The 22,940-nt window shown below is 56.8% G+C and carries 23 protein-coding genes and 1 pseudogene; 11 read left to right on the top strand and 13 right to left on the bottom strand.

Translation table 11 applies throughout. The annotated features are described in order from the left end of the window. The first annotated feature begins 108 nt into the window (after window positions 1-108). On the top strand, window positions 109-1,041 hold the full coding sequence (locus tag KDX30_RS08975; RefSeq protein ID WP_231675572.1) for a D-2-hydroxyacid dehydrogenase: 933 nt from the start codon (window positions 109-111) through the stop codon (window positions 1,039-1,041). Between the two features lie 138 nt (window positions 1,042-1,179). On the opposite strand, the gene KDX30_RS08970 is transcribed toward KDX30_RS08975, so the two are convergent. Then, window positions 1,180-1,773, bottom strand: coding sequence for a nitroreductase family protein (locus KDX30_RS08970; protein ID WP_099269102.1), 594 nt, complete (start codon window positions 1,771-1,773; stop codon window positions 1,180-1,182). 228 nt (window positions 1,774-2,001) lie between these two features. On the opposite strand from KDX30_RS08970, the gene KDX30_RS08965 reads away from it, so the two are divergent. Further along, entirely contained in the window at window positions 2,002-2,451 is a 450-nt protein-coding gene (locus KDX30_RS08965; protein ID WP_027901862.1) for a YcgN family cysteine cluster protein, read from the top strand. A gap of 129 nt (window positions 2,452-2,580) precedes the next feature. On the opposite strand, the gene KDX30_RS08960 is transcribed toward KDX30_RS08965, so the two are convergent. The 4 genes from KDX30_RS08960 to KDX30_RS08945 all read right to left on the bottom strand — a co-directional run bounded on the left by KDX30_RS08960 (window position 2,581) and on the right by KDX30_RS08945 (window position 4,787). Next, window positions 2,581-2,955: a YgaP family membrane protein gene (locus KDX30_RS08960; RefSeq protein ID WP_027901863.1), complete on the bottom strand. Its 375-nt coding sequence runs from the start codon at window positions 2,953-2,955 to the stop codon at window positions 2,581-2,583. A gap of 87 nt (window positions 2,956-3,042) precedes the next feature. Next, window positions 3,043-3,531 (bottom strand): RNA methyltransferase, encoded by a 489-nt coding sequence (locus KDX30_RS08955; RefSeq protein ID WP_087265375.1) that lies wholly within the window; start codon window positions 3,529-3,531, stop codon window positions 3,043-3,045. Between the two features lie 126 nt (window positions 3,532-3,657). Beyond that, the gene (locus tag KDX30_RS08950; protein WP_122707684.1) at window positions 3,658-4,029 is read right to left on the bottom strand and encodes a YajD family HNH nuclease; all 372 of its coding nucleotides are present in this window, start codon (window positions 4,027-4,029) and stop codon (window positions 3,658-3,660) included. A 71-nt stretch (window positions 4,030-4,100) separates the two neighbouring features. Further along, window positions 4,101-4,787, bottom strand: a complete 687-nt coding sequence (locus KDX30_RS08945) for a spermidine synthase (protein WP_027901866.1) — start codon at window positions 4,785-4,787, stop codon at window positions 4,101-4,103. 93 nt (window positions 4,788-4,880) lie between these two features. Here KDX30_RS08945 and KDX30_RS08940 point away from each other — a divergent pair, with 93 nt between their 5' ends. Next, complete coding sequence (locus tag KDX30_RS08940; protein ID WP_122707682.1) at window positions 4,881-5,165, top strand: hypothetical protein; 285 nt, start codon at window positions 4,881-4,883, stop codon at window positions 5,163-5,165. 376 nt (window positions 5,166-5,541) lie between these two features. Here the strand turns inward: KDX30_RS08940 and KDX30_RS08935 are convergent, their stop codons facing one another. Both KDX30_RS08935 and KDX30_RS08930 read right to left on the bottom strand, forming a co-directional pair. Next, window positions 5,542-6,018 carry a cyclic nucleotide-binding domain-containing protein gene (locus KDX30_RS08935; RefSeq protein WP_122708300.1) on the bottom strand — a complete coding sequence of 159 codons (477 nt, stop codon included), beginning with the start codon at window positions 6,016-6,018 and terminating at the stop codon, window positions 5,542-5,544. Window positions 6,019-6,125: 107 nt separating this feature from the next. After that, window positions 6,126-8,186, bottom strand: a complete 2,061-nt coding sequence (locus tag KDX30_RS08930; RefSeq protein WP_231675571.1) for a S9 family peptidase — start codon at window positions 8,184-8,186, stop codon at window positions 6,126-6,128. Window positions 8,187-8,328: 142 nt separating this feature from the next. Between KDX30_RS08930 and KDX30_RS08925 the strand changes: the two genes are divergently transcribed. The 3 genes from KDX30_RS08925 to KDX30_RS08915 all read left to right on the top strand — a co-directional run bounded on the left by KDX30_RS08925 (window position 8,329) and on the right by KDX30_RS08915 (window position 10,257). Next, complete coding sequence (locus KDX30_RS08925) at window positions 8,329-8,817, top strand: MFS transporter (RefSeq protein ID WP_231675570.1); 489 nt, start codon at window positions 8,329-8,331, stop codon at window positions 8,815-8,817. A 59-nt stretch (window positions 8,818-8,876) separates the two neighbouring features. Continuing rightward, a complete protein-coding gene (locus KDX30_RS08920) occupies window positions 8,877-9,650 on the top strand; it encodes a class II glutamine amidotransferase (protein WP_231675569.1) in 774 nt (257 codons plus the stop codon). Window positions 9,651-9,732: 82 nt separating this feature from the next. Then, window positions 9,733-10,257, top strand: a complete 525-nt coding sequence (locus tag KDX30_RS08915) for a DUF2937 family protein (RefSeq protein ID WP_099269107.1) — start codon at window positions 9,733-9,735, stop codon at window positions 10,255-10,257. Between the two features lie 177 nt (window positions 10,258-10,434). Here the strand turns inward: KDX30_RS08915 and KDX30_RS08910 are convergent, their stop codons facing one another. The 3 genes from KDX30_RS08910 to KDX30_RS08900 all read right to left on the bottom strand — a co-directional run bounded on the left by KDX30_RS08910 (window position 10,435) and on the right by KDX30_RS08900 (window position 13,818). Then, complete coding sequence (locus KDX30_RS08910; protein WP_099269108.1) at window positions 10,435-11,613, bottom strand: vWA domain-containing protein; 1,179 nt, start codon at window positions 11,611-11,613, stop codon at window positions 10,435-10,437. Window positions 11,614-11,626: 13 nt separating this feature from the next. Then, a complete protein-coding gene (locus KDX30_RS08905) occupies window positions 11,627-12,472 on the bottom strand; it encodes an AAA family ATPase (RefSeq protein ID WP_027901874.1) in 846 nt (281 codons plus the stop codon). A 278-nt stretch (window positions 12,473-12,750) separates the two neighbouring features. Beyond that, on the bottom strand, window positions 12,751-13,818 hold the full coding sequence (locus tag KDX30_RS08900; protein ID WP_099269135.1) for a DUF748 domain-containing protein: 1,068 nt from the start codon (window positions 13,816-13,818) through the stop codon (window positions 12,751-12,753). Between the two features lie 135 nt (window positions 13,819-13,953). Between KDX30_RS08900 and cysK the strand changes: the two genes are divergently transcribed. Both cysK and KDX30_RS08890 read left to right on the top strand, forming a co-directional pair. Further along, on the top strand, window positions 13,954-14,928 hold the full coding sequence (gene cysK, locus KDX30_RS08895) for a cysteine synthase A (protein WP_231675568.1): 975 nt from the start codon (window positions 13,954-13,956) through the stop codon (window positions 14,926-14,928). Window positions 14,929-15,066: 138 nt separating this feature from the next. After that, entirely contained in the window at window positions 15,067-16,005 is a 939-nt protein-coding gene (locus KDX30_RS08890) for an aspartyl/asparaginyl beta-hydroxylase domain-containing protein (protein ID WP_122707676.1), read from the top strand. Window positions 16,006-16,241: 236 nt separating this feature from the next. On the opposite strand, the gene KDX30_RS08885 is transcribed toward KDX30_RS08890, so the two are convergent. Next, window positions 16,242-17,135 (bottom strand): DMT family transporter, encoded by an 894-nt coding sequence (locus KDX30_RS08885; protein ID WP_099269109.1) that lies wholly within the window; start codon window positions 17,133-17,135, stop codon window positions 16,242-16,244. Between the two features lie 413 nt (window positions 17,136-17,548). On the opposite strand from KDX30_RS08885, the pseudogene KDX30_RS29710 reads away from it, so the two are divergent. Together KDX30_RS29710 and KDX30_RS29705 are read left to right on the top strand one after the other, a co-directional pair. Further along, window positions 17,549-18,523: pseudogene (locus KDX30_RS29710) on the top strand (cache domain-containing protein); the annotation flags it as partial. Between the two features lie 54 nt (window positions 18,524-18,577). Next, window positions 18,578-19,429, top strand: a complete 852-nt coding sequence (locus KDX30_RS29705; protein ID WP_406643806.1) for a methyl-accepting chemotaxis protein — start codon at window positions 18,578-18,580, stop codon at window positions 19,427-19,429. Between the two features lie 98 nt (window positions 19,430-19,527). Here the strand turns inward: KDX30_RS29705 and KDX30_RS08875 are convergent, their stop codons facing one another. Both KDX30_RS08875 and KDX30_RS08870 read right to left on the bottom strand, forming a co-directional pair. Then, a complete protein-coding gene (locus tag KDX30_RS08875) occupies window positions 19,528-20,709 on the bottom strand; it encodes an FAD-dependent monooxygenase (protein WP_231675567.1) in 1,182 nt (393 codons plus the stop codon). Window positions 20,710-20,779: 70 nt separating this feature from the next. Further along, window positions 20,780-21,316 (bottom strand): MarR family winged helix-turn-helix transcriptional regulator, encoded by a 537-nt coding sequence (locus KDX30_RS08870; RefSeq protein ID WP_231675566.1) that lies wholly within the window; start codon window positions 21,314-21,316, stop codon window positions 20,780-20,782. A 234-nt stretch (window positions 21,317-21,550) separates the two neighbouring features. Between KDX30_RS08870 and KDX30_RS08865 the strand changes: the two genes are divergently transcribed. Next, a complete protein-coding gene (locus tag KDX30_RS08865; protein ID WP_231675565.1) occupies window positions 21,551-22,828 on the top strand; it encodes an aromatic amino acid transport family protein in 1,278 nt (425 codons plus the stop codon). The last annotated feature ends 112 nt before the right edge of the window (window positions 22,829-22,940 follow it).

The raw sequence follows: 22,940 nt of genomic DNA, 5'->3' as shown, positions 1-22,940 counted from the left end.
ACCAGCACCCGTTAGCCGAAGTTATAAAGATTGATACTGGTCAGCGCGCCGAGTCAGGGCGCATTGCCGGTCAGTGGTCGCTTGTATTGTTTTTAAGGTTTTGAAGCCATGCGCGTTCTGATCGCCGAACACGATTACCCTGTCTATACCCAACTGCTGCGCAAGGCTGCGCCGGAACTGGAAATCCTCAGCACGGGCGACTCTGCGGAGTTGTCCAGGTTTGCCACTGATTGCCCGGTATGGCTCGGCCAGCCGGACCTGTTGGCCAATCTGCTGCGTCAGGGACATAAACCCGCATGGATGCAATCGACCTGGGCAGGCATTACGCCGCTGCTCGCCGAAGGTCTTCCCCGAGATTACCGTTTGACCCGAGCGGTTGGCATATTTGGTCAGGTCATGGCCGAGTTTGTGCTGACCTACATGCTGGGTCACGAACGTGAAGTGCTGGCGCGTCTGGTCAGCCAGGTCGAGCGCAAGTGGGACAACCGCAGCGGCCAGAGTCTCGCAGGCCGCAAGGCCTTGATCGTCGGCGCGGGTGATATTGGTGTGAGCGTGGCGCAATTCCTGGCGCCGTTTGGCGTGCAGGTCTATGGCATCGCATCGAGTGCGCGCACTCAGGCACCTTTCGTTGAGGTCGGCGCGATGGAAGATCTGGACCGGCTGGTGGGGGAGGTGGATTACGTGATCAACCTGCTGCCTAACACGCCGCAAACCCACGATCTTTACGACGCGAAACTGTTCGCCAAATTCAAGCCTACGGGCTTGTTCATGAACGTCGGGCGCGGTACTTCGGTGGTTGATGCTGATTTGGTGGAGGCCCTCAAGGAAGGGCATCTGGCGGGCGCAGTGATTGACGTTTGCCGTCAGGAACCGCTGCCGCAGCGCCACCCGTTCTGGACCGCCTGGGGTTTGCTGCTGACCGGTCACAGTTCGGCGCCGACTTCGCCCGTGGCGATGGTCGGGCTGTTTCTTGAAAATCTCAAAGCCTATGAGGCGGGTGAGCAGCTGCGCGGGGAAGTGGATTTTTCGCGGGGATATTGAAATTCAAGCTCGCGAAGAGACCTGTGGGACCGGATTCATCCGGGAAGGCGTCATTACAGGCGGCATAATTGTTTCGACTGTACTGAACTCTTCGCGAATGAATTCGCTCCCACAGGGATTCATCAGGTTACCATTGGCTTACAGGCTGAAATCACCTTCTGCTGCCAACTGCGCCACGGTCTGACGCGGGCTTGGCACTTCGCGGCCTTGCAGGTATTCCGGCAAGATCGATTTGTCGCCCAGCTTGCCGATTGCCACGGCTGCGTGCACCGCGTAGCCCTCGGGAATATTCAGTTCTTTGCGGGTCAGTTCCTGATCGAAACCGGCCATGCCGTGGGTGTGCCAGCCGCTCAAGCTTGCTTGCAGAGCCAGATAGCCCCAGGCGGAACCGGTATCGAAGGTGTGCCACAGCGCCGGGCTTTCTTCCGTGGCGCCGGGTGCGGTGAAGGTGGTCTTGGAGATCACGATCACCAGTGCCGCCGCATGTTGTGCCCAGTTACGGTTGAACTCGACCAAAAGGCTCAGGTAACGCTCCCAGTTCGGCGTGTCCCGGCGTGCATACAGAAAACGCCAAGGCTGCGAGTTATAAGCCGAAGGTGCCCAGCGAGCGGCTTCGAAAAAGCTCAGCAGGGTTTCTTGAGGGATGCTTTCGCCACTGAACGCGCGAGGCGACCAGCGTTCGGTGAATTGTGGGTCGATGGGATAATCGGCGACGCGAGGGTTTGTGCTCATGGGAATCCTGAAAGGCGAGGATGGAGGAACGCTCAAGCGGTGGGCCGTGGACGGCAGGCATCGCGGATGTCGACTAGCGCATGTTGTATAAAAGCAGCGCACTAAAGCTACTGCGCCGTCCGTCCGATGACAAGTCTTGAGTACCGACAGTCGATCACACTTGGCCCGTAGCCCCTGTCGCACTAGACTGGCGGCCTTTTTCCTACCTGATGCTGATAGCCCGAACCCATGGCCGCTAAAGTCGAACCTTTCTGGATCCGCAAGACCCTTGCCCAACTGGACAACACCGAGTGGGAGTCGCTGTGTGACGGCTGTGGCCTGTGCTGTCTGCAGAAGCTTGAGGACGAGGACGACAACAGCGTCTATTACACACGTATCGCCTGCAAGTTACTCGACCTGAAAACCTGCCAGTGCACGGATTACCCTAATCGCCGGGCTTCGGTACCGGATTGCATCCAGCTCACGCCGGGGCAGGCTGACGAATTCAAATGGTTGCCGCCGACCTGTGGTTATCGTCTGGTCAGCGAAGGCAAGGACCTGCCACTCTGGCATCACCTGGTGTGTGGTGATCGGGATGCGGTACACAAAGAACGCATCTCTCAGTCTGGTCGCATGGTCAGCGAGAACAGCGTGCCTGAGGATGATTGGGAGGATTATCTGATCTTTCGCGCCGGGTAATGCGTGATTCGGTTAGATATTCGTGGGAGCGAATTCATTCGCGAAGGCGGTATCTCAGCCGCTGAATATGGGCCAGACAAACCGGCCCCTTCGCGAATGAATTCGCTCCCACATTAACTCGAGGCCGGGTTACAGCCCGTTCTTCGGCTTGGTCAGCGCTTCCAGACCTTCAGTCAGCGCGTCTTCAGTCGCCACTTCGGCTTTGGTCTTCAACAAGCTCAACTCGTCACCGGCACGTTTGATGCGCGATTTGGCGATGTCCAGATCATTGCGGCTTTTCTCGACCATGCTCTTGGCCGAGCAATGCCCGGTGATACCGCGGGCCAGCACCGCGCCGCCAATGGCCAGCTGAATCAGGCCGAAGAAACCGCCCCGACGCAGGCCTTTACCCATCATCAATACGCCGCCTGCCAGCGAGCCAACACGCTCCCAGCCTTGAACGTTCTGTTCTGGTTTGCCTTCGATGGCGTCGTCAATGCGTTCTACGATCGGGGTATCGCTCATGATGTTGCTCCATGATGGGATGATTTTCGGTTCAGTAAGAACTGACTATTGCCTTCCGAAACTGTTCAATCCATTTCACCGAGCTGTTTACGAATCAGCCTGTTCCCGACCGAATTGTGGACCTGAGCGCGTGTTGACGCCTTTGGCCATGCGGTCGTAAAGCACCACATTGACGGTGGCAGCCAGGTTCATACAGCCCTGAGTCGGGATGTAGACGACGTCTTCACACCAGTCGCGAATTTCTTTGTCCAGCGAGCCGTCTTCGGGCCCGAAGATATACAGCGCACGGTCCGGGTGAGTGTATTCCGGCAGGGCGCGGGCCCCGTCCACCAGTTCGACCGCGACTGGAATGCAGCCCAGGGGCAGAATGCTTTTCAGGTCTTCGATGCCGATCAGGGGGATGTCCTGATGGATCTTTTTGGTGTCGGTAACGAAGTCCCGAGCGCGCTCATAGCGTTTACCGGTGTAAAACACCGAAGCCACCCCGTAACAACCCGCTGCACGCATCACGGAGCCTACGTTTTCCGGAGACTTGGGATTGAACAGGCCAATGCAGGCATAGCGTTTGTTTGCCACGGGGAAGTGCTCGCAGGGAAAAGCGGGCGATTATACGGTGGCAAAGCCGCAAGCGGTAAGCTACAAGCTACAAGCGGATTGGGTTGCTCTTACTTGCAGCTTGAAGCTTGCAGCTCGAAACTGCTTCTATTCCTTCTTCATCAACCCCGCCAACGCCGCGAACGGGTTGTGCGTGGCCTTGGAGGCTTTCGGGCTGCTGGTGGAGCTTTCCGAGAAGTACTGCTGGTCGGTGTAGCGTGAGTGTTCGTTGTCGTGGCAGTAGAGGCAGAGCAATTCCCAGTTGGAGCCATCCTGAGGATTGTTGTCGTGGTTGTGGTCGCGGTGGTGCACGGTCAGTTCGCTCAGGCGCTTGCCGGCAAACTCACGGGCGCAGCGGCCGCAGACGTGGGGATACATACGCAGCGCCTTGTCGCGATAACCCATCTCGCGGTCGCGCTGGGCGTCGGCGAGGATGCGATCCAGCTTGGCGGTGTGGGAGGGTGGATTGGCCGTGCTCATGAGGTCACCTGTATCGGATTCGGTCGATGAAACAATAATGAATGCGTCAAGTCTAGCGCGTCGCGTCGGGTTCAGCCTTTGAGTTTTTCGGCGATCCAGATGGTGTGCCGCGTGCCCTTGTTGCCGTGGGCGAAGACTTGCACCTCCTCAGCTTTGAAGCCGGCCTTGCGCAGCTTGTCGGAAAACTTCTGATCGGCGCTGGCTGACCACACAGCCAGAATGCCTTTGGGGCGTAGAGCCTGCGCACACGCGGCCAGGCCACCGGAAGAATAGAGCCAGCTGTTGGACTTCTGCGTCAAACCTTCGGGGCCGTTGTCCACGTCGAGCATGATGGCATCGAAGCCATGAGGCTCGCTTTTCAGTACCTGAGCGACGTCTTGAACGATCACTTTGGCGCGCGGATCCAGCAGCGGGTTGCCGGACTTCTCGCCCAGCGGCCCGCGATTCCACTCCACCACACCCGGGACCAACTCAGCGACTACCACTTCGCCATTTTTGCCCAGATGCTTGAGCGCCGAGGCCAGGGTAAAACCCATGCCGAGGCCGCCGATCAACACGCGAGGCTGTACCCGTGAAGCGACTTTCTTGCAGGGGATCTCAGCCAGAGCGTCTTCAGAACCGTGCATGCGAGTGTTCATCAACTGGCCGCCATCGCCGCCCTGAATCTTGATCACAAAGTCTTCACCGTATTCGAACAGGCACAAAGCACCGCCGTTATCGGGAATGGCAGTGGTGTCGAGCAGTACGAAACGTTTCATTGAGGACTCATCTGGAAGTAGATTTTTGACCATAGGTCGTCGGCCAGGAGTAGGCTGAACGGCACAACAATCGTTTGGCACAGGAGGCCATTGATGAAGCGCGCTATTCTACCGGCGATTATCCTGACTGCGCTCTGGGTAAATGTCGGGTATGCAGATAATCAGTCTGCGGCATCTATCCCCGCATCGGGCTCGCCGGGCACCGCTACACCGACGCCGTATCCCCAGGTCGTTCCGCCGGGGCCTGCACTCATAAACGGTACCCAGGGCGACGGGGCATTGCTGCCCAAAGTCGAACTGCCGCAGCCACCCAAAGGGCAGCCGGTGCCTGGGCAGGACCCGAATACTCCTACGCCTATGCCGCCTCGGCCTAAATAGCCGATTGAACGTCTATGAACCACGAGTGGTGAAAGGGCTGTGTATCCCTGCAGGCGCAATCCCGGTGGGGGATATTGGTCTGCATACACTATTCCCGTGCAAACTGTGTGAAAACGTAGCGAGCGACGGCAAGACAAGGCAAAAACAGGCGAAAAAGCGGAGTCTAGGTGTTCTTAATGAGCATTTTTCGCCTGTTTTTAACGCAGTGTTGCCGAGCGCAGTAGTTTTCACACAGTCTGCGTGGGAGCGAATTCATTCGCGAAGGGGACGTTCCTGAAAAGAATTCTGGGCTGACACACCGCTTTCGCGAATGAATTCGCTCCCACATTTAAAGCCAGTTTCTGCTCAGACGTTGCGAATTACTTGAGACAAACAACTAAACCTGCTGCGCCAATAACTGGCCATCAACCATGCGCAGGCGTTTGGACAGCGACGTGGCAAGTGCACGGATGATCTTCGCAGCAACCCGCGGCGCTTCATCGAGCATTTTTTCCAGCGCGTCCCGGCCCAGATTCAGCAACTGACAATCGGTTGCGGCGATGCAACTGGCCGAGCGACGTTCGCCATCCAGCACAGCCATTTCGCCAAATGCCCGGCCACGACGCAACACGGCGATTTCCACCGTCTGCCCATCAGGGTTGAGTTTCTGCACCGAGACCGTGCCCAAATGGATGATGCTCATGAACGAGCCCGGATCTCCTTCGCTGAAGATCGCTTCGTTCTTGGCAATCGATGCCATGTTGAAGTAGCCCGCAGCGGTCTGGAAATCAGCAGGCAGCAGTGGGTCAAACAGCCCACAGTCCATGAGCATGTCGCGGATTTCGTTATTCAGGTGTGACGGTTGTTCTGACATGGTCGGGTCTTGTTCTGGCCAATCGACGGTGTTGATGTATTTGCGCAAGGTCGGACGCTTGAAGCGTCCGACCCCACAGCTACTAAGACACGGATTTCAATCCGAGTTCATGGCTTGATCTGCAATACCTTGAAGATAAACCCGTATTCGAGTGCCACGTCACGCAAACCCTGATAGCGACCGCTCATGCCGCCGTGGCCCGCGCCCAGTTCGGTCTTGAGCAGCAGCAGGTTATCGTCGGTCTTGTTAGCCCGCAGTTTGGCCACCCACTTGGCCGCTTCCCAATACTGCACCCGGCTATCGTTGTAACCCGCGATCACCAGCATGGCCGGGTAGTGTTGGGCGCTGACGTTTTCATACGGCGCATAGGCTTTGATTCGCTCATAAACCTCTGGCTCCTGCGGGTTGCCCCACTCGTCGTACTCGGTGACGGTCAACGGCAGGTCGGGATCCAGCATGGTGTTGAGCACATCAACGAAGGGCACTTCGGCAATCGCAGCCTTGAACAGCTCGGGACGCTTGTTGACCACTGCGCCAATTAACAGGCCACCCGCACTGCCACCACTGATCACCAGGTGTTCGGCGCTGGTGCGCTTCTCGGCGATCAAGTGTTCAGCGCAACTGATGAAGTCGTCGAAAGTGTTCTGCTTGTTTTCCTGCTTGCCGTCGCGATACCAGGCTTCACCCAGCTCACCGCCGCCTCGCACATGAGCGATAGCAAAGGCAACGCCACGGTCCAGCAAGCTCAGGCGGGCATGGGAAAACCATGGGTCAAGGCTTTCGCCGTAAGCACCGTAGCCATACAGGTACAGCGGCGTTGGCTGGTCGGCCAGTTCACGCTTGACCACCAGGCTGATCGGTACTTGCGTACCGTCCTTGGCCGTGGCCCACAAACGCTGGCTGACATAAGCATCGGCATCGAAAGGGCCGAGCACCGGGGTTTCCTTGAGGACCGATTGCTCGCCGCTGGCCAGCGTCAGTTGACGTACCTGAGCCGGTCGATTCAGGGACTGGTAGCGCAGGCGGATTTTATCGCTGTCGAACTCCAGCGTGTCCTGCACGTAAAGGCTGTAGGCCGCGTCCGGTAACTGCACGCGATAGGCAGGCAGACCTTGCGGACGCACCTCAATGATCGGCAAGCCTCCTTCGCGCAGGCTAAGGGTCAGGCCCTTGGCGTTGAGGCTCAGACCTTCAAGCATCACCGTGTCGCTGTGCGGGACCAGCACTTGCCAGTCATTGCGGGTCGGTACGCCAGTGGCTTTTTGCTCAGCCTGATACAGCGCAAAGTTGATGCCGTCCTGATTGCTGCGGATCAGCCAGCTCCACACGCCATCCACCTGGCCGTGATCGATGGAATATTCGTGGCCTTCAACGCGCGGTGCCATGCACACGAATGCATGTTGCGGTTGATCAGCATCCAGCACCCAGGCTTCGCTGGTGGTTTTGCTGTCGAGCCCGAGAATCAACTGCTTTTCCGAACTGCTGCGATAGCAATGCAGGAAGAAGCGGCCGTCTGGCTCGCTGAAAACCAGATCCGCCGATTCATCACCCAGTCGGTGGCGATACAGCTTGTGAGGGCGATGGGTATCGTCCAGTTCGCCAAAAAACAGCGTCTGGCTGTCGTTGGCCCAGGTCATGCTGCCGTCGCAATTCTCAAACGGCAGGCTGCTGACCCGACCATTGCTCAGCTCTTTGACGTAAAGCTGATAAACCTCTTCGCCGGTGGTGTCCAGGCTGTAGGCCAGACGCTGGTGGTCCGGGCTGATGCTGAAGGCCCCGAGGGAGAAGAAACCGCCCCCCGCCAATACATTGGGGTCGAGCAATACTTCTTCACGGCTTTCGTCGATGCTCAGCGAGTCGTCTGCCGGACGCGGGCAGCGGTAATGCCGGGCGTATTCGTCGCCTTCGGTGGTGCGGGTGTAATACAGATACGGTCCCCAAGGGGAGGGCAGCGACAGGTCTGTTTCAAGAATGTGGCCTTTGATCTCCTGAAACAGTGTCTCGCGTAGCGCTTCCTGATCCGCAAGCTGTGTCTGCTGCCAGGCGTTTTCCGCCTTGAGGTAGTCGAGAACTTCCTCAGTGTCGCGGTTTTGCAGCCAGGCGTAAGGATCTGCGCCATCGGCTTTGCGGGCGAGGGGGGCAGTTGATGCTGAATTCGATAAGGTCATGCAGGGCTCTCTCGTGGAGGCGCCTGGCGCAAGCGGAAAAAATGAAAAGCCGCTGCACCGGACTAATACTCAAGCCGGACAAGCCGGGTTGGCGAAAAGCCGTTATCATAAGCGCCTCTTTACCTGCCTTACCACGGATGTCATGACCGAGAACGACTATACGATCGCCTGGGGGCTCTACGCTTTTGCTGCGTTGGGCTGTCTGCTGGTTTGGTTTCTGGCGACCCGCTGGATGTGGCGTTACCTGCGCGAGCCGCTGGTGGTGATCGTTGCGGTGTTGCTGTTTACGCCGACGATGATCGACGCCACCAAGGAAATTTACGCGCCTGCTGTCGCCATCACCGCCCTGGACCTGTTGTTCAAGGTGGGCAGTAACGTCTGGAACGCGCTGTCTGACCTGGCCATGTACGGCCTGATTGCCCTCGTGGTTTACGTGCTGTTCGCGCTGATTCGCTGGCCGCTGGAAAAAAGCTGGAAAGCTCGCCATCCGGAAAAGCCGGTCCAGCCTGAAAACCCGGCTGACGCCGAAGACGACGATGAACCTTTTTCCGGGACTGACCGCAATACGCGTAAACCGGCGGCTCCCGCAGTCAATACCAGCAGCCGTTCGCGAGTCGAACCGCGCCTTTGAATCCTCCTCCGGCGCTTGTGTCGCCATGCTGCTGAACGTTTGCAATCGAGAACCTGAGCATGTGTGAACTACTGGGCATGAGCGCCAATGTCCCGACTGACATCGTTTTCAGCTTTACCGGCCTGATACAGCGCGGCGGGCGTACCGGCCCGCATCGTGATGGTTGGGGGATCGGCTTTTACGAAGGCCGTGGCTTGCGCTTGTTCCAGGACCCTGCGGCCAGCAGCGAGTCGGAAATTGCCCAATTGGTGCAGCGTTATCCCATCAAAAGCGAAGTGGTGATTGGCCACATCCGTCAGGCCAATGTCGGCCGCGTATGTCTGTCCAATACCCATCCCTTTGTGCGCGAACTCTGGGGCCGTAACTGGTGTTTTGCTCATAACGGCCAGTTGGCGGAATTCGGTCCCCTGGCGACGTTCTATCGCCCGGTGGGTGACACCGACAGCGAGGCGGCCTTCTGCGATTTGCTTAACCGCGTGCGTGAAGCGTTCCCTGAACCGGTAGAAGTCGAAGAACTTCTGCCGTCGCTGGTCGAGGCGTGCAGTCACTATCGCAGCAAGGGTGTGTTTAACTGCTTGCTCAGTGATGGCGACTGGCTGTTTTGCTTTTGCAGTACCAAACTGGCTCATATCACCCGTCGCGCTCCGTTTGGTCCGGCACGGCTGAAGGATGTCGATGTTATCGTCGATTTTCAGGCTGAAACGACACCCAATGACGTGGTGACAGTGATTGCGACAGAACCGTTGACCGAGAACGAAAACTGGAACCGCTACGAACCGGGTCAGTGGGCGCTCTGGCGGCGGGGTGAGTGTGCGGCGAGCGGCAATACCTAATTTTGTTGAACCTGGCTTATGTGGGAGCTCCTACAGAAGGTATTTCAATTCGATATCTGTGGTTTGTCTGAGAGGGATCTAAATGCTGCGAAGTTATCTGCGATTGGTCTTGTTCACAGCGGGCCTGTTGTTCGGGGTTCAGATACCGGGTTTTATCAGCGATTACGGCAAGCGGGTCGAGGCGCATCTGCTTGAAGCTCAGCAGAGCGTGCGAGGATACAACGCCACCGCGCAACAGTTCTTCAAAGGCGATGTGCAGGCGTTGATTCAGCACTACCGCAACAGTGAGGACCCGGTGTTCCGTAGCGACGCCGATACCATCAACACGCTCTTGACCCGCACCCAGGTCCTGGAGCGTGAATGGCTGGCAATGCAAGGTCCGTGGTATGCCCGGGCGATTCATGTCGCAGTGGCCGCCGATGCCGATATTCGCAGCGAGACCTGGAATGGTTACACCTGGCAGGTGTTGCTGGCACCCGACGTTATTGCGTGGGGTATCGTCAGCGCGCTGTTGCTGGCGTTCCTGATCGAAAGCTTCTTCCTGATGATCAACTGGGTCGTCAACGGCGGTCGTCGCAAGCATCGTCCGGAGCGGGACTGGCGCTGATCAGGAGTTGCGGTAAGCGTTACAGTGGGAGCGAATTCATTCGCGAAGGCGGCACTCCAGGCGATACGTGGGCTGTGGATGTACCGGCCTCTTCGCGAATGAATTCGCTCACACGGGAATTTTGTTTGTAGGCTAACCTGGAACTCCCTGCGGTATCGGCTCTGCTGCGCAACAGTGCTACTTCGACAAAAACCTCATCCCTTCTTCCAGCCCTCGCAATGTCAGCGGATACATCTGATCTTCGATCAAATCACGTACGATATTGGTCGACGTCGTGTAGGCCCAGGCGTCTTTTGGGTAGGGGTTGATCCAGATGAGCTTCTTGAACTTGGCGGTAAAGCGCTGCATCCACAAGTAGCCCGGTTCTTCGTTCCAGTGTTCGACACTGCCGCCCGCCTGGGTGATTTCATAGGGCGCCATGGCGGCATCGCCGATGAAGATCACTTTGTAGTCCGCTCCGTATTTATGCAGCAAGTCCTGGGTCGAGAAGCGCTCCGAGCCTCGGCGCATGTTGTTCTTCCACACCGATTCATAGATGAAGTTGTGGAAGTAGAAATACTCAAGATGTTTGAACTCGGTTTTGCACGCCGAGAACAGCTCCTCGCAGACTTTGACGTGGGCATCCATCGAGCCGCCGATGTCGAATAGCAGCAACAGCTTGATGGTGTTGCGTCGTTCGGGGCGCATCTGGATGTTCAGCAGACCTGCGTCGCGAGCTGTGTGGTCAATGGTGCCGTCGATGTCCAGTTCTTCTGCCGCGCCCTGACGGGCGAATTTGCGCAGGCGGCGCAGGGCAATCTTGATGTTGCGCGTGCCCAGCTCCACTTGATCATCGAGGTTCTTGTATTCACGCTGATCCCAGACCTTGACCGCTTTGCCTTTGCGCTCGCCAGCGTCGCCAACCCTGATGCCTTCCGGGTTATAGCCGCCGGAGCCGAACGGACTGGTGCCACCCGTACCGATCCATTTGTTGCCACCGGCATGACGTTCCTTTTGCTCTTCCAGACGCTTCTTGAATTCTTCGATCAGCTTGTCGAGCCCACCCAGTGACTGGATTTGCGCCCGCTCTTCATCCGTCAGAGAGCGCTCGAACTCCTTGCGCAGCCAGTCTTCAGGGATCAGCGCCTTGAGATGATCGTCGAGCTTTTCCAGGCCATTGAAATAAGCGCTGAACGCTCGGTCAAACTTGTCGAAATGCCGCTCGTCCTTGACCAGAATCGTCCGGGCCAAAAAATAGAACTCATCCATGTCGGCGAAGGTGACACGTTGTTTCAGCGCGTTGATCAGGTCCAGCAGCTCACGGACTGAGACCGGCACCTTGGCGGCGCGCATTTCATTGAACAGATTGAGGAGCATGGTCTCTCCTGAATCAGCGGTTGCCGCGACGGCTCATGAATGCAAGGCGCTCAAGCAACTGCACGTCCTGCTCATTTTTGACCAGCGCGCCGGCCAGTGGCGGAATTGCCTTGGTCGGATCGCGTTCGCGAAGCACGGCCTCACCGATGTTGTCGGCCATCAGCAGTTTCAGCCAGTCCACCAGCTCCGAGGTCGAAGGCTTTTTCTTCAGGCCCGGCACTTTGCGCACATCGAAGAACACGTCCAGCGCTTCGCTGACCAGGTCTTTCTTGATGTCCGGGTAATGCACGTCGACGATCTTTTGCAGCGTCGCCCGGTCCGGAAAAGCGATGTAGTGAAAGAAGCAGCGACGCAGGAAAGCGTCCGGCAGCTCTTTTTCGTTGTTCGAGGTAATGATAATGATCGGCCGGACTTTGGCCTTGATAGTCTCGTCGGTCTCGTAGACGTAGAACTCCATCTTGTCGAGTTCTTGCAGCAGGTCGTTGGGGAATTCGATGTCGGCCTTGTCGATTTCGTCGATCAGCAGAATAACCCGTTCTTCGGCTTCGAAGGCTTCCCAGAGCTTGCCTTTCTTGAGGTAGTTACGCACGTCGTGGACTTTGTCCACGCCCAGTTGCGAATCCCGCAAGCGGCTGACCGCATCGTATTCATACAGGCCTTGATGGGCCTTGGTGGTGGATTTGATGTGCCAGGTAATCAGCTTTGCGCCGAAGGATTCCGCCAGTTGCTCGGCGAGCATGGTTTTACCAGTGCCGGGCTCGCCCTTGACCAGCAGCGGGCGCTCCAGAGTAATGGCCGCGTTGACCGCCAGCTTGAGGTCGTCGGTGGCGACGTATGCGCGGGTGCCTTCAAACTTCATCGGTAAATCCTCGATAAACAATGCGCGGACTATAGCGCGCAGGTCTGGCGGCTGTGAATGTGGGGCGGGTATTCATTGATTGAATGGCGAGGTTGGTGCGCGTCCTACGGGACTGCGTACGCTCCGTGGGAGCGAATTCATTCGCGAAGGGGCCTGTACATCCGCAGCCTATGTATCATCTGAAATGCCGCCTTCCCGAATAAATTCGGTCCCACCGGTTCGCTGTGGCCAAGAGCATAAATTCGCGTCCACAGGAATTGCGTTCGCCCCGCGCAAAATTACCCTTTGCTGTTGTCATACCGCGCATTGAATGCCTGCACGAACGCATTCCTCAGGATCTGCAGGAATGCCTGAAACGCGCTGACATCCTGGTTGTGCACGCTCCCGCTCAGTTCAACCCGGGTAGCAAACTGGTTTTCGCTCTGGTTCTTGAGCACGGTTTCGCTGCCGCCCACCACGGCTTCCCAGATGGACCGAAAGAAGCCTTTGTTCTGGTTTTCGACATCCTGCTTCCAGTTGAAGACTTCAACATCGCGTAGCAGCGGTTTGATGTAACCACTCAACTGGCCTTTATTCGCTTGAGCTTCGATCACCAGATCGCCTTGCCCGGCATTGAAGTCGAAGTTGCCGTAGGCGGACGCAAAGTCGTTCAGGCGCTTGAGCTGTATGCCGGTGGCACGCAGTCGCAAGTCAAAATCCTCGAAGTTGCTGAACGGATCGAAGGTCGCGGACCCTTCCATTTTTGCGTGCCCTTCGAGGAGCGCCTTGCCTTCGAAGCGGGCATCACGATTGCCCTTAACGTCCTCGACGTTCGTCAGGTTATAGAGGCTGGCGTTGAGCGAGTCGGCCTCGATCTTCACTTTCGGCGTTGTGCTGAAATTATTGAAGGTGATCTTGCCGTCATTGATGCGGACTTCGTTGAGGGTAATCGGTAGCAGCTTGTTTATTTGCTCCTGCCAGTCGGTGCCCTTACCCGTCTGTGACGCTTGCTTGTCGTTGCCGCCGTCGACAAAGTTGATCTCTGGCTGGGCGAATATCATCTCGGCAACCACCGCGTGGTCGTACCACAGATGATTCCAGCTCACCGCCAGATCGATGACGGGTACTTTGACGAATGGCACTGGTACCTTGCCGTCCACCTTGACGATATTCAACCCGTTGATTCTGTAAGCGCCGCGCCACAGCGCCAGATCCACATCCGTGACCTGGCCGCGGTAGTCGCCCATGTTGGCGAGCTTGTCATTGAGGTAGTTGCGGACCAGCAAGGGCAGGGTGATATGCACTGCGATCAACAGCACGATAATCCCGGCCAGAGTCCAGAGTGGCCAGCTATAGCGACGTTTCATGGCAAAGGTCTCAAGTTGCGATGAGTTGTTGACTCCGTGCGTTCGCATCCGTTCGCTGCGACTGGACGCATGCAGGTCATGAGGCATAGGCTTCCAACTCTCTGACATCTGATGAACGTGCACAAGGACACCGCCATGAGCCGTATCTACGCTGACAACGCCCACTCGATCGGCAAAACCCCACTGGTGCAGATCAACCGTATCGCCCCCCGTGGAGTCACGATTCTGGCCAAGATCGAGGGCCGCAATCCGGGCTACTCGGTGAAATGCCGGATCGGCGCCAATATGATCTGGGACGCTGAAAGCAAGGGCAAACTCAAGCCCGGCATGACTATCGTCGAACCTACCTCCGGCAACACCGGCATCGGCCTTGCATTCGTCGCGGCAGCACGCGGCTACAAGCTGATGCTGACCATGCCCGCGTCCATGAGCATCGAACGCCGTAAAGTTCTCAAGGCATTGGGTGCCGAACTGGTTTTGACCGAGCCCGCCAAAGGCATGAAAGGCGCTATCGAGAAGGCCGAAGAACTGCTGGCCGGCGATCCTGAAAAATTCTTCATGCCAGCCCAGTTCGAAAACCCGGCCAACCCGGCAATCCATGAAAAAACCACTGGTCCGGAGATCTGGAACGATACGGATGGCGCGGTCGATGTGCTGGTCGCGGGTGTCGGCACCGGGGGGACGATCACCGGGGTTTCTCGCTACATCAAAAACACCGCAGGCAAACCGATTCTGTCTGTTGCCGTGGAACCTATGGTTTCGCCGATCATTACTCAGGCGCTGGCGGGTCAGGAAATCAAGCCAAGCCCGCATAAAATCCAGGGTATTGGCGCTGGCTTCATTCCCAAGAACCTTGACCTGTCCCTCGTCGACCGGGTGGAACTGGTCAGTGACGAAGAAGCCAAAGCCATGGCCCTGCGCTTGATGCAGGAAGAGGGCATTCTTTGCGGTATTTCCTGTGGTGCCGCCATGGCTGCAGCGGTACGCATGGCGGAAACCCCGGAAATGCAGGGCAAAACCATCGTCGTGGTCCTGCCAGACTCGGGCGAGCGTTATCTGTCGAGCATGCTCTTCAGTGACCTGTTTACTGATCAGGAGCTGCAGCAGTAAGACCTCGTTTGCACCGCGCTGCTTCTTGTCAGGTCGGCGAGGGTTTATGATGCCCGGCTGGCGAACCATCTACAGGATGGTTCGCCTTCACGCATGATTATCAAGGCAAGACGTACAGCGGTAAGCAAGGAGAGTTAGATGACGTTTTCATTGGCTGCCAAGGTATCGATCCTGATGCTTTTCGTGTGCAGCACGCTGTATGTGCATTTGCGTGGCAAGGCGCGATTGCCGTTGTTGCGTCAGTTCGTCAATCATTCGGCGTTGTTCGCTCCTTATAACGCCCTGATGTACCTGTTTTCCCGCGTGCCGTCCAAGCCGTATCTGGACCGCAGCGCGTTCCCCGAACTGGATGTGCTCAAGGATAACTGGCAGACCATTCGCGAAGAGGCCATGCATCTGTTCGACGAGGGTTATATCCGGGCTGCCGAGAAGAATAACGATGCCGGTTTCGGTTCGTTCTTCAAGAAGGGCTGGAAGCGTTTTTACCTGAAGTGGTATGACAAAGCCTTGCCGTCCGCTGAGGCTCTGTGTCCGAAGACTGTCGCACTGGTCAACTCCATCCCTAACGTCAAAGGCGCGATGTTCGCCCTGCTGCCCGGTGACAGCCACCTGAACCCGCACCGCGACCCGTTTGCCGGTTCGCTGCGCTATCACCTGGGGCTATCGACGCCTAACTCTGATGATTGCCGCATCTACGTGGATGGTCAGGTCTATGCCTGGCGTGATGGCGAAGACGTCATGTTCGACGAAACCTATGTGCATTGGGTCAAGAACGAGACTGACGTGACCCGCGTGATCCTGTTCTGCGACATTGAACGGCCGTTGCGTTCACGCATCATGACCCGCCTCAATCGTTGGGTCAGCGCATTTCTGGGCCGTGCGACTGCGCCGCAGAACACCGACGATGAACGCGTAGGCGGGATCAACCAGGCCTATGCCTGGAGCAAGCGTTTCAGCGATACCTTCAGCGGCAAGGTCAAGCAGTTCAAACGCAAGAACCCGAAAGCCTACCGGGTGTTGCGCCCGGTGCTGGCGGTGGTGGTGCTTACGTTGTTGGGGTATTGGTTGTTTGGGTGAGGTTGAACACAGGCTTCATATAAAACCTGTGCAGACTGTGTGAAAACTACTGCAGGCTGGGCACCTTCGGTGCTACGCGCACAATACTGCGTTAAAAACAGGCGAAAAATGCTCATTTAGAACACAAACCTGTGGGAGCGAATTTATTCGCGAAAGCGGGGGTATCAGGCACCGATGTTCTTCAGGCCTGGCCCCTTCGCGAATAAATTCGCTCCCACGCAATACGCAAACTTCCTTCAGGTTGTCTTCACCGCCGCAGGCCGCAACACCAGCCACAGCGACACCGCAATCAGCGCGCCGCCGTAGACGTGCACCATCGACAGCGGCTCATCCAGAAATAACGCACCCCACAGTACGCCGAACGGCGGAATCATGAACGTGACCGTCATTGAACTGAGCGGGCCGATGCTGCTCATCAGGCGGAAATACAGGATGTAGGCCAGAGCGGTGCAAACGAGGCCCAGACCCAGCAGCGATACCCAGACACTGACGCCACCCCAACTGGCAGGCGGGTCGGTGAACACGCGATAGCCAAAAAAAGGCAGCAGCAACAAGGTTGCGCCAAGCATGCTGCCCAGTGCTGAAAGACGACTGTCCAGTCCGCCCTGACGGTCCAGCCAGCGGCGGGTCAGGAAGCCGGCGAACGCATAACACGTGGTCGCCAGCAGGCAGGCGAGGGCACCCATCAACAGCTCAAGGTTGAAAGCCACCGGTCCTGCACGCGTCAGGATGCCGACACCGACCAACCCCAGAAAGACGCCGCAGATCTTCACTGCCGAGAGCTTCTCACTGAAGAACAACCCGCCGACTAATACGCCCATCAGGGGTGTCGTGGCATTGAAAATCGACGAGTAACCGGCAGGCAGCGTTTGCGCTGCAATCGAGTAAAGCGTCGCTGGCAGCCCTGAGTTGATTACCCCCAGCAGCATGCAGGTCTTGAGCTTGCCACGAAAATCCAGGTGCACGCGCATCAACAGGAAAATGATCAGCAGGCCTGCTGCGGCAATGGACACACGAAAAAAGGCAGTCGGCACGCTGCCCAATACGGGCGCAACAATGCGCATGAACAGAAAGCTCGCGCCCCAGATGGCGGCGAGCACCAGCAGGTTGACGATATCGGCAGGTTTCATGAAAGGTCCTTCTTGTTAGAAGGGCGGGAGTTTTACCGGGAGATGGATGCTGTTGCAATGGTTTGTAACGTTATTGGCAATTGTCTGATTTCGATGTCGCACTACCGCACGTAACTGGTAATAAAACCCGATAACTCGTCATACAACTGTGTGAGATTGTTAAACATTTAATACTTCAAATTATCGATATCCGGTCATTAATTTATTCTCTCCTCTGCCGACACAACGTATTAGGTTGCCGCAACGCAGTCAACGCTGCGCGGTGCCTTTAATCCAACGCCAATGTATTGGCTTCATGTCTTAGAGGGCCCGGACTTGAAGGGTCTCAGCAATCGCCATGAAAAATACAAATCTATTAAAACTATCGCATTCCACCGTTTTAATCGGTTTGTGATCGGAGAGGAAGTGTCGTGATGGCTTTGAAGTTTCGTCATAAAATTCTGCTGGCTGCCTCGATCATCGTGGTATTGGCGTTCGCGTTATTCACGCTGTACAACGATTATCTGCAGCGCAATACGATTACCAAAAACCTTGAAAACTCGGTGGCTCAAGCCGGTGAGCTGACAGCGACTGGCATTCAGAGCTGGTTGAGCGGACGCATTCTTATTCTGGAAAACCTGGGGCAAAACGTTGCCCGACAAGGGACCAAGAGTGATCTGGGCGGCCTGGTAGGCCAACCGTCGCTGACGTCGACGTTCCAGTTCACTTACATCGGTGATACCGAGGGCGTGTTCACTCAACGACCTGACGCCGAAATGCCTGCCGGGTACGACCCTCGCAAGCGTCCCTGGTACACCTCGACGGTAACCGCCGACAAGACCATCATCAGCGCGCCTTACCTGGCCTCGGTAGGTGGATTGGTGGTGACCATCGCCAGTCCGATCAAGATCAATGGCAAGCTTGCGGGTGTTGCAGGCGGCGACCTGAGCCTGGAGACCCTGGTCAAAATCGTTAACTCGGTAGAGTTCGGCGGTCTGGGGCATGCCTTCCTGGTCAGCGGCGACGGACAAGTCATCGTCAGCCCGGACAAAGACCAGGTGATGAAAAATCTCAAGGACATCTACCCAGGCCAAACCCTGACTCTGGACAAGAAGTTGCGTGAAGTCACCCTCAACGGCCAGCAACGCTTGCTGTCGTTTGCCCCGATCAGCGGGTTGCCGGGGGCGGACTGGTACATCGGACTGTCGATCGATAAAGATAAAGCCTACGCGCCACTGGGCGAATTCCGGACCTCAGCGCTTATTGCAATGGTAGTGGCCGTCATCGTTATCGCCTTGCTGCTGAGCCTGCTGATCAGTGCGCTGATGCGTCCGCTGACAGCGATGGGCCGTGCCATGCAGGACATCGCGCAGGGTGAGGGTGATCTGACCCGCCGCCTGAGCATTCAGGGCAAGGATGAATTTGCCGAGTTGGGTGGCTCATTCAACCAGTTCGTCGAGCGCGTGCACGCGTCAATCTCGGAAGTTTCTTCAGCGACGCTGCTGGTTCATGACCTGTCGCAACGGGTAGAGCAGTCGTCCAATTCCTCGATACTTGGTTTTGACGAGCAGAGCGCCCGGACCAACAGCGTGGCCGCAGCGATCAATGAACTTGGCGCTGCGACTCAGGAGATTGCCCGCAACGCTTCCGATGCTTCCGCTCAGGCCAGTCAGGCCCGCGAACAGGCCGAAGACAGCCGCGCAGTGGTGGAAAAAACCATTCAGGCAATGACCGGTCTTTCCTCCAAAATCAGCGATTCCTGCACGCAAATCGAAACCCTGAACACCAGCACTGAAAACATCGGGCAGATTCTCGACGTGATCAAAAGCATCTCGCAGCAGACCAATTTGCTGGCGCTCAATGCCGCAATCGAGGCCGCGCGCGCAGGTGAAGCCGGTCGTGGCTTTGCGGTAGTAGCCGATGAGGTACGTAACCTGGCGCACCGGACTCAAGAGTCTGCCGATCAGGTGCACAAGATGATCGGCGAACTGCAGCAGGGCTCTCACGACGCCGTGGAGAACATGAACCAGAGCCAGGCCAGCAGCCGCGACAGCGTTGACGTCGCCAATCAGGCAGGCATTCGACTGACCAGCGTCACCCAGCGCATCAGCGAAATCGACGGTATGAATCAGTCAGTGGCGGCTGCCACTGAAGAGCAGACCGCCGTGGTGGAAACACTCAACGTCGATATCAGCCAGATCAACATGCTGAACCAGCAGGGCGTCGCCAACCTCAACGAAACCCTGTCCGACTGCGCCGCGCTTTCGCAACAGGCAGGTCGTCTGAAACAGTTGGTGGCAAGCTTCAAGATCTGACCGATCCATCGGTGAATGTCAGCAAAGGCCAGCGAGCGTTGCAGTTCCTGGCCTTTTTTCAGCGCAAAGGAGAGTGCGCGATATTCAAAGACTCAGGTTTATTCGTAATCCGGAAGTTTTACTTTCTCCGAATCACGAAGGAACAGATTGGAAAATGCTTTGCGTATCATGGGTTGACCGGCAATACGCATTGCGCCCCTGAGTAACGTCAGTCCCCCGCGAGTGTGAGGCCAGAGCATACGTGGAACAATCTTCGGAACGCCTTGGCCTTCTTTCACGAATGGCCGCATCACTCGCTCGTACGCTGCAAGCGCGGATGGCAGATCCTCAGTCCTCGACAGCTCGCCCGCCAATACGTATCCACCGACAATCGCGAGGGTGGTGCCGATACCCGACAGGGGAGTAGCGCACCAGGCAGCGTCGCCAGTCAGGACAACCCGATCGTCATACCACCGGTTCATCCTCACCTGCCGAAGGACATCAAAATAGAAATCGTCTGTCCTGGACAAACCGTCGAGAATGCGCGGGAAGTGCCATCCTGCATCCGAGAATTTCTCTTGCAGGAACTGCTTCTGACGCTCGGTATCCCATTGGTTTTCACCCTCGGGTTTCTTCTGCATCCCCATGTAAACATGGACAGTGTCCTGTCGACCTGGCTTCAGCGTTGCCCCGATACCGCCAACGGTATTGTATTGACGGGCAAACACTCCATCCTCGGACGTCCTGGGGATTGCGAAGTAGGCGATAGTAATATCCATCCACTTCGGCTTGTTCTCTCCCGGGAAAACCAGTTCGCGGGTGGGTGAGCCAACCCCTTCTGCAACGATGACGAGATCGTAGCGATCGCTTGGGCTGTTCTCGAAATGCACGGTGACACCATGGGCATCCTGCTCTAGCGCCTTGATTGTTTCGTTGAAGCGATAGTTTGAACGCTGACTTGCGGGTTCATAGATCATGCTGGCGATATCGCCGCGCATTATTTCCAGCTCGGCTGTTGGCCCGTCGCCCATGTCCTCGACTGCAAATCGCGCGATGGTGTTGTCATGTTCGTCGACCCAGTCCGTGCCCGCCTCACCGGTAGTGAGGTCGAGAGCCGCTTGCTCCAGCCCCATCTTTCGCAAGACTTGGCGACCAGCGCCACGCACGTCCACGTTTTGCCCGCCATCGCGAAATTGAGGGGCCTTTTCTATAACGGTCACATCAAAGCCATGGCGGGAAAGCCACCACGCTGTGGTGTTGCCTGCAACACTTGCCCCACTGATGAGGATTCTTCTGGACATGCGGATTCTCCTGTAATCCGCACTTTGTATCACGCGTGATATAAATAAACATCACGCGTGATACAAAATGTTACTCTTCCAGATTGCCGATGAAGCGCTGGAGCAACGTAACGAAAACCGTAGCCTCTTCTGGACTGAAGCCTTCCAGGCCACGTGCATTGGTGTCGAGCAAAACCTGTTTTCCCAATGCCGCCACCTCCTGACCTCGCGCTGTGATGCTCACGTTGGCAGCACGCTTGTTTGTGGCAACAACGGAACGCTGGATGAGGCCAGCAGCTTCCAGCTTGTCCAGAGTCGCAACCATTGCGGGCTGTTTGACGGCAGAGGCTTTTACAAGGTCGCGCTGAAGCATGGGGCCGCGCCAGGCAAGCCACAATAACGGGCCGAGCAGGGTTAGCGAAATACCGTGAGACCGTAACGCGGCATCGGTCGCGCGGTTGAACACGCGTTCCGCGTGATTGGCGAGATAGCCGGGAGCGACGGCGGCTTCCGGGTGGATGTCTTTATCATTCTTCATCGGAGCATTTTGTCGGATTTTGAAAGGTTCCACTACCTGCGGCCAGCGTCTAGTTTTAAACAGCAAGTCCCTTGCCCAATCTGCGTTCATGCAGCGAAACCAGAAATAGTGAAAAACTCCGAGAAAATCTACAAACCTGCATTCATCCGTTCTGAATATCACGTAAGACTGATCCCGATCACGCTCTTCTCGTCCGACAAACCTTTGATTTTCTGGCGTAATCCCTGACAATCGCGCCCCTCTTTTCTGAGGGGACGCGAAACTGCCCGGTTTATCTGACGCGTCCCTGCCATGTTGTATTAACCGGCACGGAGATTCGACCGGATGAATGATCAGGCCAATAGCGTCGAACAGCGTTTTGATGCAGCCGCTACACCGATTGCGGCATGGAGTCGTCATGACACCACCTGGATGCTCGGGTTGTTCGGCACCGCCATCGGTGCAGGTACGTTGTTCTTGCCCATCAACGCAGGTATTGGCGGCTTCTGGCCGTTGCTGGCCCTGGCGTTGCTGGCGTTTCCGATGACCTACTACGCGCATCGCGGTTTGACCCGCTTTGTGCTGTCCGGCCGTGAAGGCGCAGACATCACGGAAGTCGTTGAGCAGCACTTCGGCAAAAGCGCCGGGACGCTGATCACCGCGTTGTACTTCTTTGCGATCTTCCCGATTCTGCTGATCTACAGTGTGGCGCTGACCAATACCGTTGGCAGCTTTCTTGAGCACCAGCTTCACATCCAGCCGCCGCCCCGCGCCTTGCTGGCGTTTGTGCTGATCCTCGGGTTGCTGGCAGTTGTGCGCTGTGGAGAACGGTTCATCGTCAAGGCCATGAGCCTGATGGTCTACCCGTTCATCGTGGCGTTGCTTTTCCTGGCGGTGTTCCTGATTCCGCACTGGAACGGCGGCATTCTTAGCACGGCCACCACGGTGCCGGAGCCTTCGGCATTCCTGCATACCTTCTGGCTGGCAATTCCGGTGATGGTGTTCTCCTTCAACCATTCGCCGATCATCTCGGCGTTTGCCGTTGACCAGAAGCGCATGTACGGCGATCAGGCTGAAGGTCGCAGTTCGGAGATTCTGGCGCGGGCTCACGGTTTGATGGTGGTCATGGTGATGTTCTTCGTGTTCAGCTGTGTGCTGACCCTGTCCCCAGCACAACTGGCTGAAGCCAAAACGCAGAACATTTCGATCCTGTCGTATCTGGCTAACCATTTCAGCAACCCGACGATTGCCTTCGTGGCACCGCTGATTGCTTTCGTGGCGATAGCCAAATCATTCCTGGGCCACTACATCGGTGCCAGTGAGGGTTTGAAAGGCATCGTGGTGAGAACCGGCCTGCGTCCCGCGCCCAAAGCGCTTGATCGCCTCACCGCAGCCATGATGCTGGTGGTGTGCTGGGTTGTAGCGACACTTAACCCAAGCATCCTCGGCATGATCGAAACCCTTGGCGGGCCGATCATTACCGCGTTGCTGTTTCTGATGCCGATGTACGCCATCCACAAAGTCCCGGCCATGCGTCAATACGCAGGCAAGGCGTCCAACGTGTTCGTGGTAATTGTGGGTGTGGTGTCGATGCTGGCGCTGGTTTACTCGTTGATGCAGTAATCTTTGAACAGGTAATACACAGTCTCAATTGAAACGCGATCCCCTGTGGGAGCTGAGCTTGCTCGCGATAAGGCTGGACGCGGTTCACTTTAGATCGCGTCCAGCCTTATCG

The organism is Pseudomonas quasicaspiana (genome assembly GCF_021147825.1).
GTDB classification, from domain to species: Bacteria; Pseudomonadota; Gammaproteobacteria; order Pseudomonadales; family Pseudomonadaceae; genus Aquipseudomonas; species Aquipseudomonas quasicaspiana.
Note: the sequence above shows the minus strand (reverse complement) of the source record. Positions and strands in the feature narration are given on the sequence as shown.

Coding starts and splice junctions, on each gene's coding strand:
- KDX30_RS08975 (WP_231675572.1), top strand. CDS start 109: ATGCGCGTTCTGATCGCCGAACACGATTACCCTGTCTATACCCAACTG.
- KDX30_RS08970 (WP_099269102.1), bottom strand. CDS start 1,773: ATGAGCACAAACCCTCGCGTCGCCGATTATCCCATCGACCCACAATTC.
- KDX30_RS08965 (WP_027901862.1), top strand. CDS start 2,002: ATGGCCGCTAAAGTCGAACCTTTCTGGATCCGCAAGACCCTTGCCCAA.
- KDX30_RS08960 (WP_027901863.1), bottom strand. CDS start 2,955: ATGAGCGATACCCCGATCGTAGAACGCATTGACGACGCCATCGAAGGC.
- KDX30_RS08950 (WP_122707684.1), bottom strand. CDS start 4,029: ATGAGCACGGCCAATCCACCCTCCCACACCGCCAAGCTGGATCGCATC.
- KDX30_RS08945 (WP_027901866.1), bottom strand. CDS start 4,787: ATGAAACGTTTCGTACTGCTCGACACCACTGCCATTCCCGATAACGGC.
- KDX30_RS08940 (WP_122707682.1), top strand. CDS start 4,881: ATGAAGCGCGCTATTCTACCGGCGATTATCCTGACTGCGCTCTGGGTA.
- KDX30_RS08935 (WP_122708300.1), bottom strand. CDS start 6,018: ATGTCAGAACAACCGTCACACCTGAATAACGAAATCCGCGACATGCTC.
- KDX30_RS08930 (WP_231675571.1), bottom strand. CDS start 8,186: ATGACCTTATCGAATTCAGCATCAACTGCCCCCCTCGCCCGCAAAGCC.
- KDX30_RS08925 (WP_231675570.1), top strand. CDS start 8,329: ATGACCGAGAACGACTATACGATCGCCTGGGGGCTCTACGCTTTTGCT.
- KDX30_RS08920 (WP_231675569.1), top strand. CDS start 8,877: ATGTGTGAACTACTGGGCATGAGCGCCAATGTCCCGACTGACATCGTT.
- KDX30_RS08915 (WP_099269107.1), top strand. CDS start 9,733: ATGCTGCGAAGTTATCTGCGATTGGTCTTGTTCACAGCGGGCCTGTTG.
- KDX30_RS08910 (WP_099269108.1), bottom strand. CDS start 11,613: ATGCTCCTCAATCTGTTCAATGAAATGCGCGCCGCCAAGGTGCCGGTC.
- KDX30_RS08905 (WP_027901874.1), bottom strand. CDS start 12,472: ATGAAGTTTGAAGGCACCCGCGCATACGTCGCCACCGACGACCTCAAG.
- KDX30_RS08900 (WP_099269135.1), bottom strand. CDS start 13,818: ATGAAACGTCGCTATAGCTGGCCACTCTGGACTCTGGCCGGGATTATC.
- cysK (WP_231675568.1), top strand. CDS start 13,954: ATGAGCCGTATCTACGCTGACAACGCCCACTCGATCGGCAAAACCCCA.
- KDX30_RS08890 (WP_122707676.1), top strand. CDS start 15,067: ATGACGTTTTCATTGGCTGCCAAGGTATCGATCCTGATGCTTTTCGTG.
- KDX30_RS08885 (WP_099269109.1), bottom strand. CDS start 17,135: ATGAAACCTGCCGATATCGTCAACCTGCTGGTGCTCGCCGCCATCTGG.
- KDX30_RS08875 (WP_231675567.1), bottom strand. CDS start 20,709: ATGTCCAGAAGAATCCTCATCAGTGGGGCAAGTGTTGCAGGCAACACC.
- KDX30_RS08870 (WP_231675566.1), bottom strand. CDS start 21,316: ATGAACGCAGATTGGGCAAGGGACTTGCTGTTTAAAACTAGACGCTGG.
- KDX30_RS08865 (WP_231675565.1), top strand. CDS start 21,551: ATGAATGATCAGGCCAATAGCGTCGAACAGCGTTTTGATGCAGCCGCT.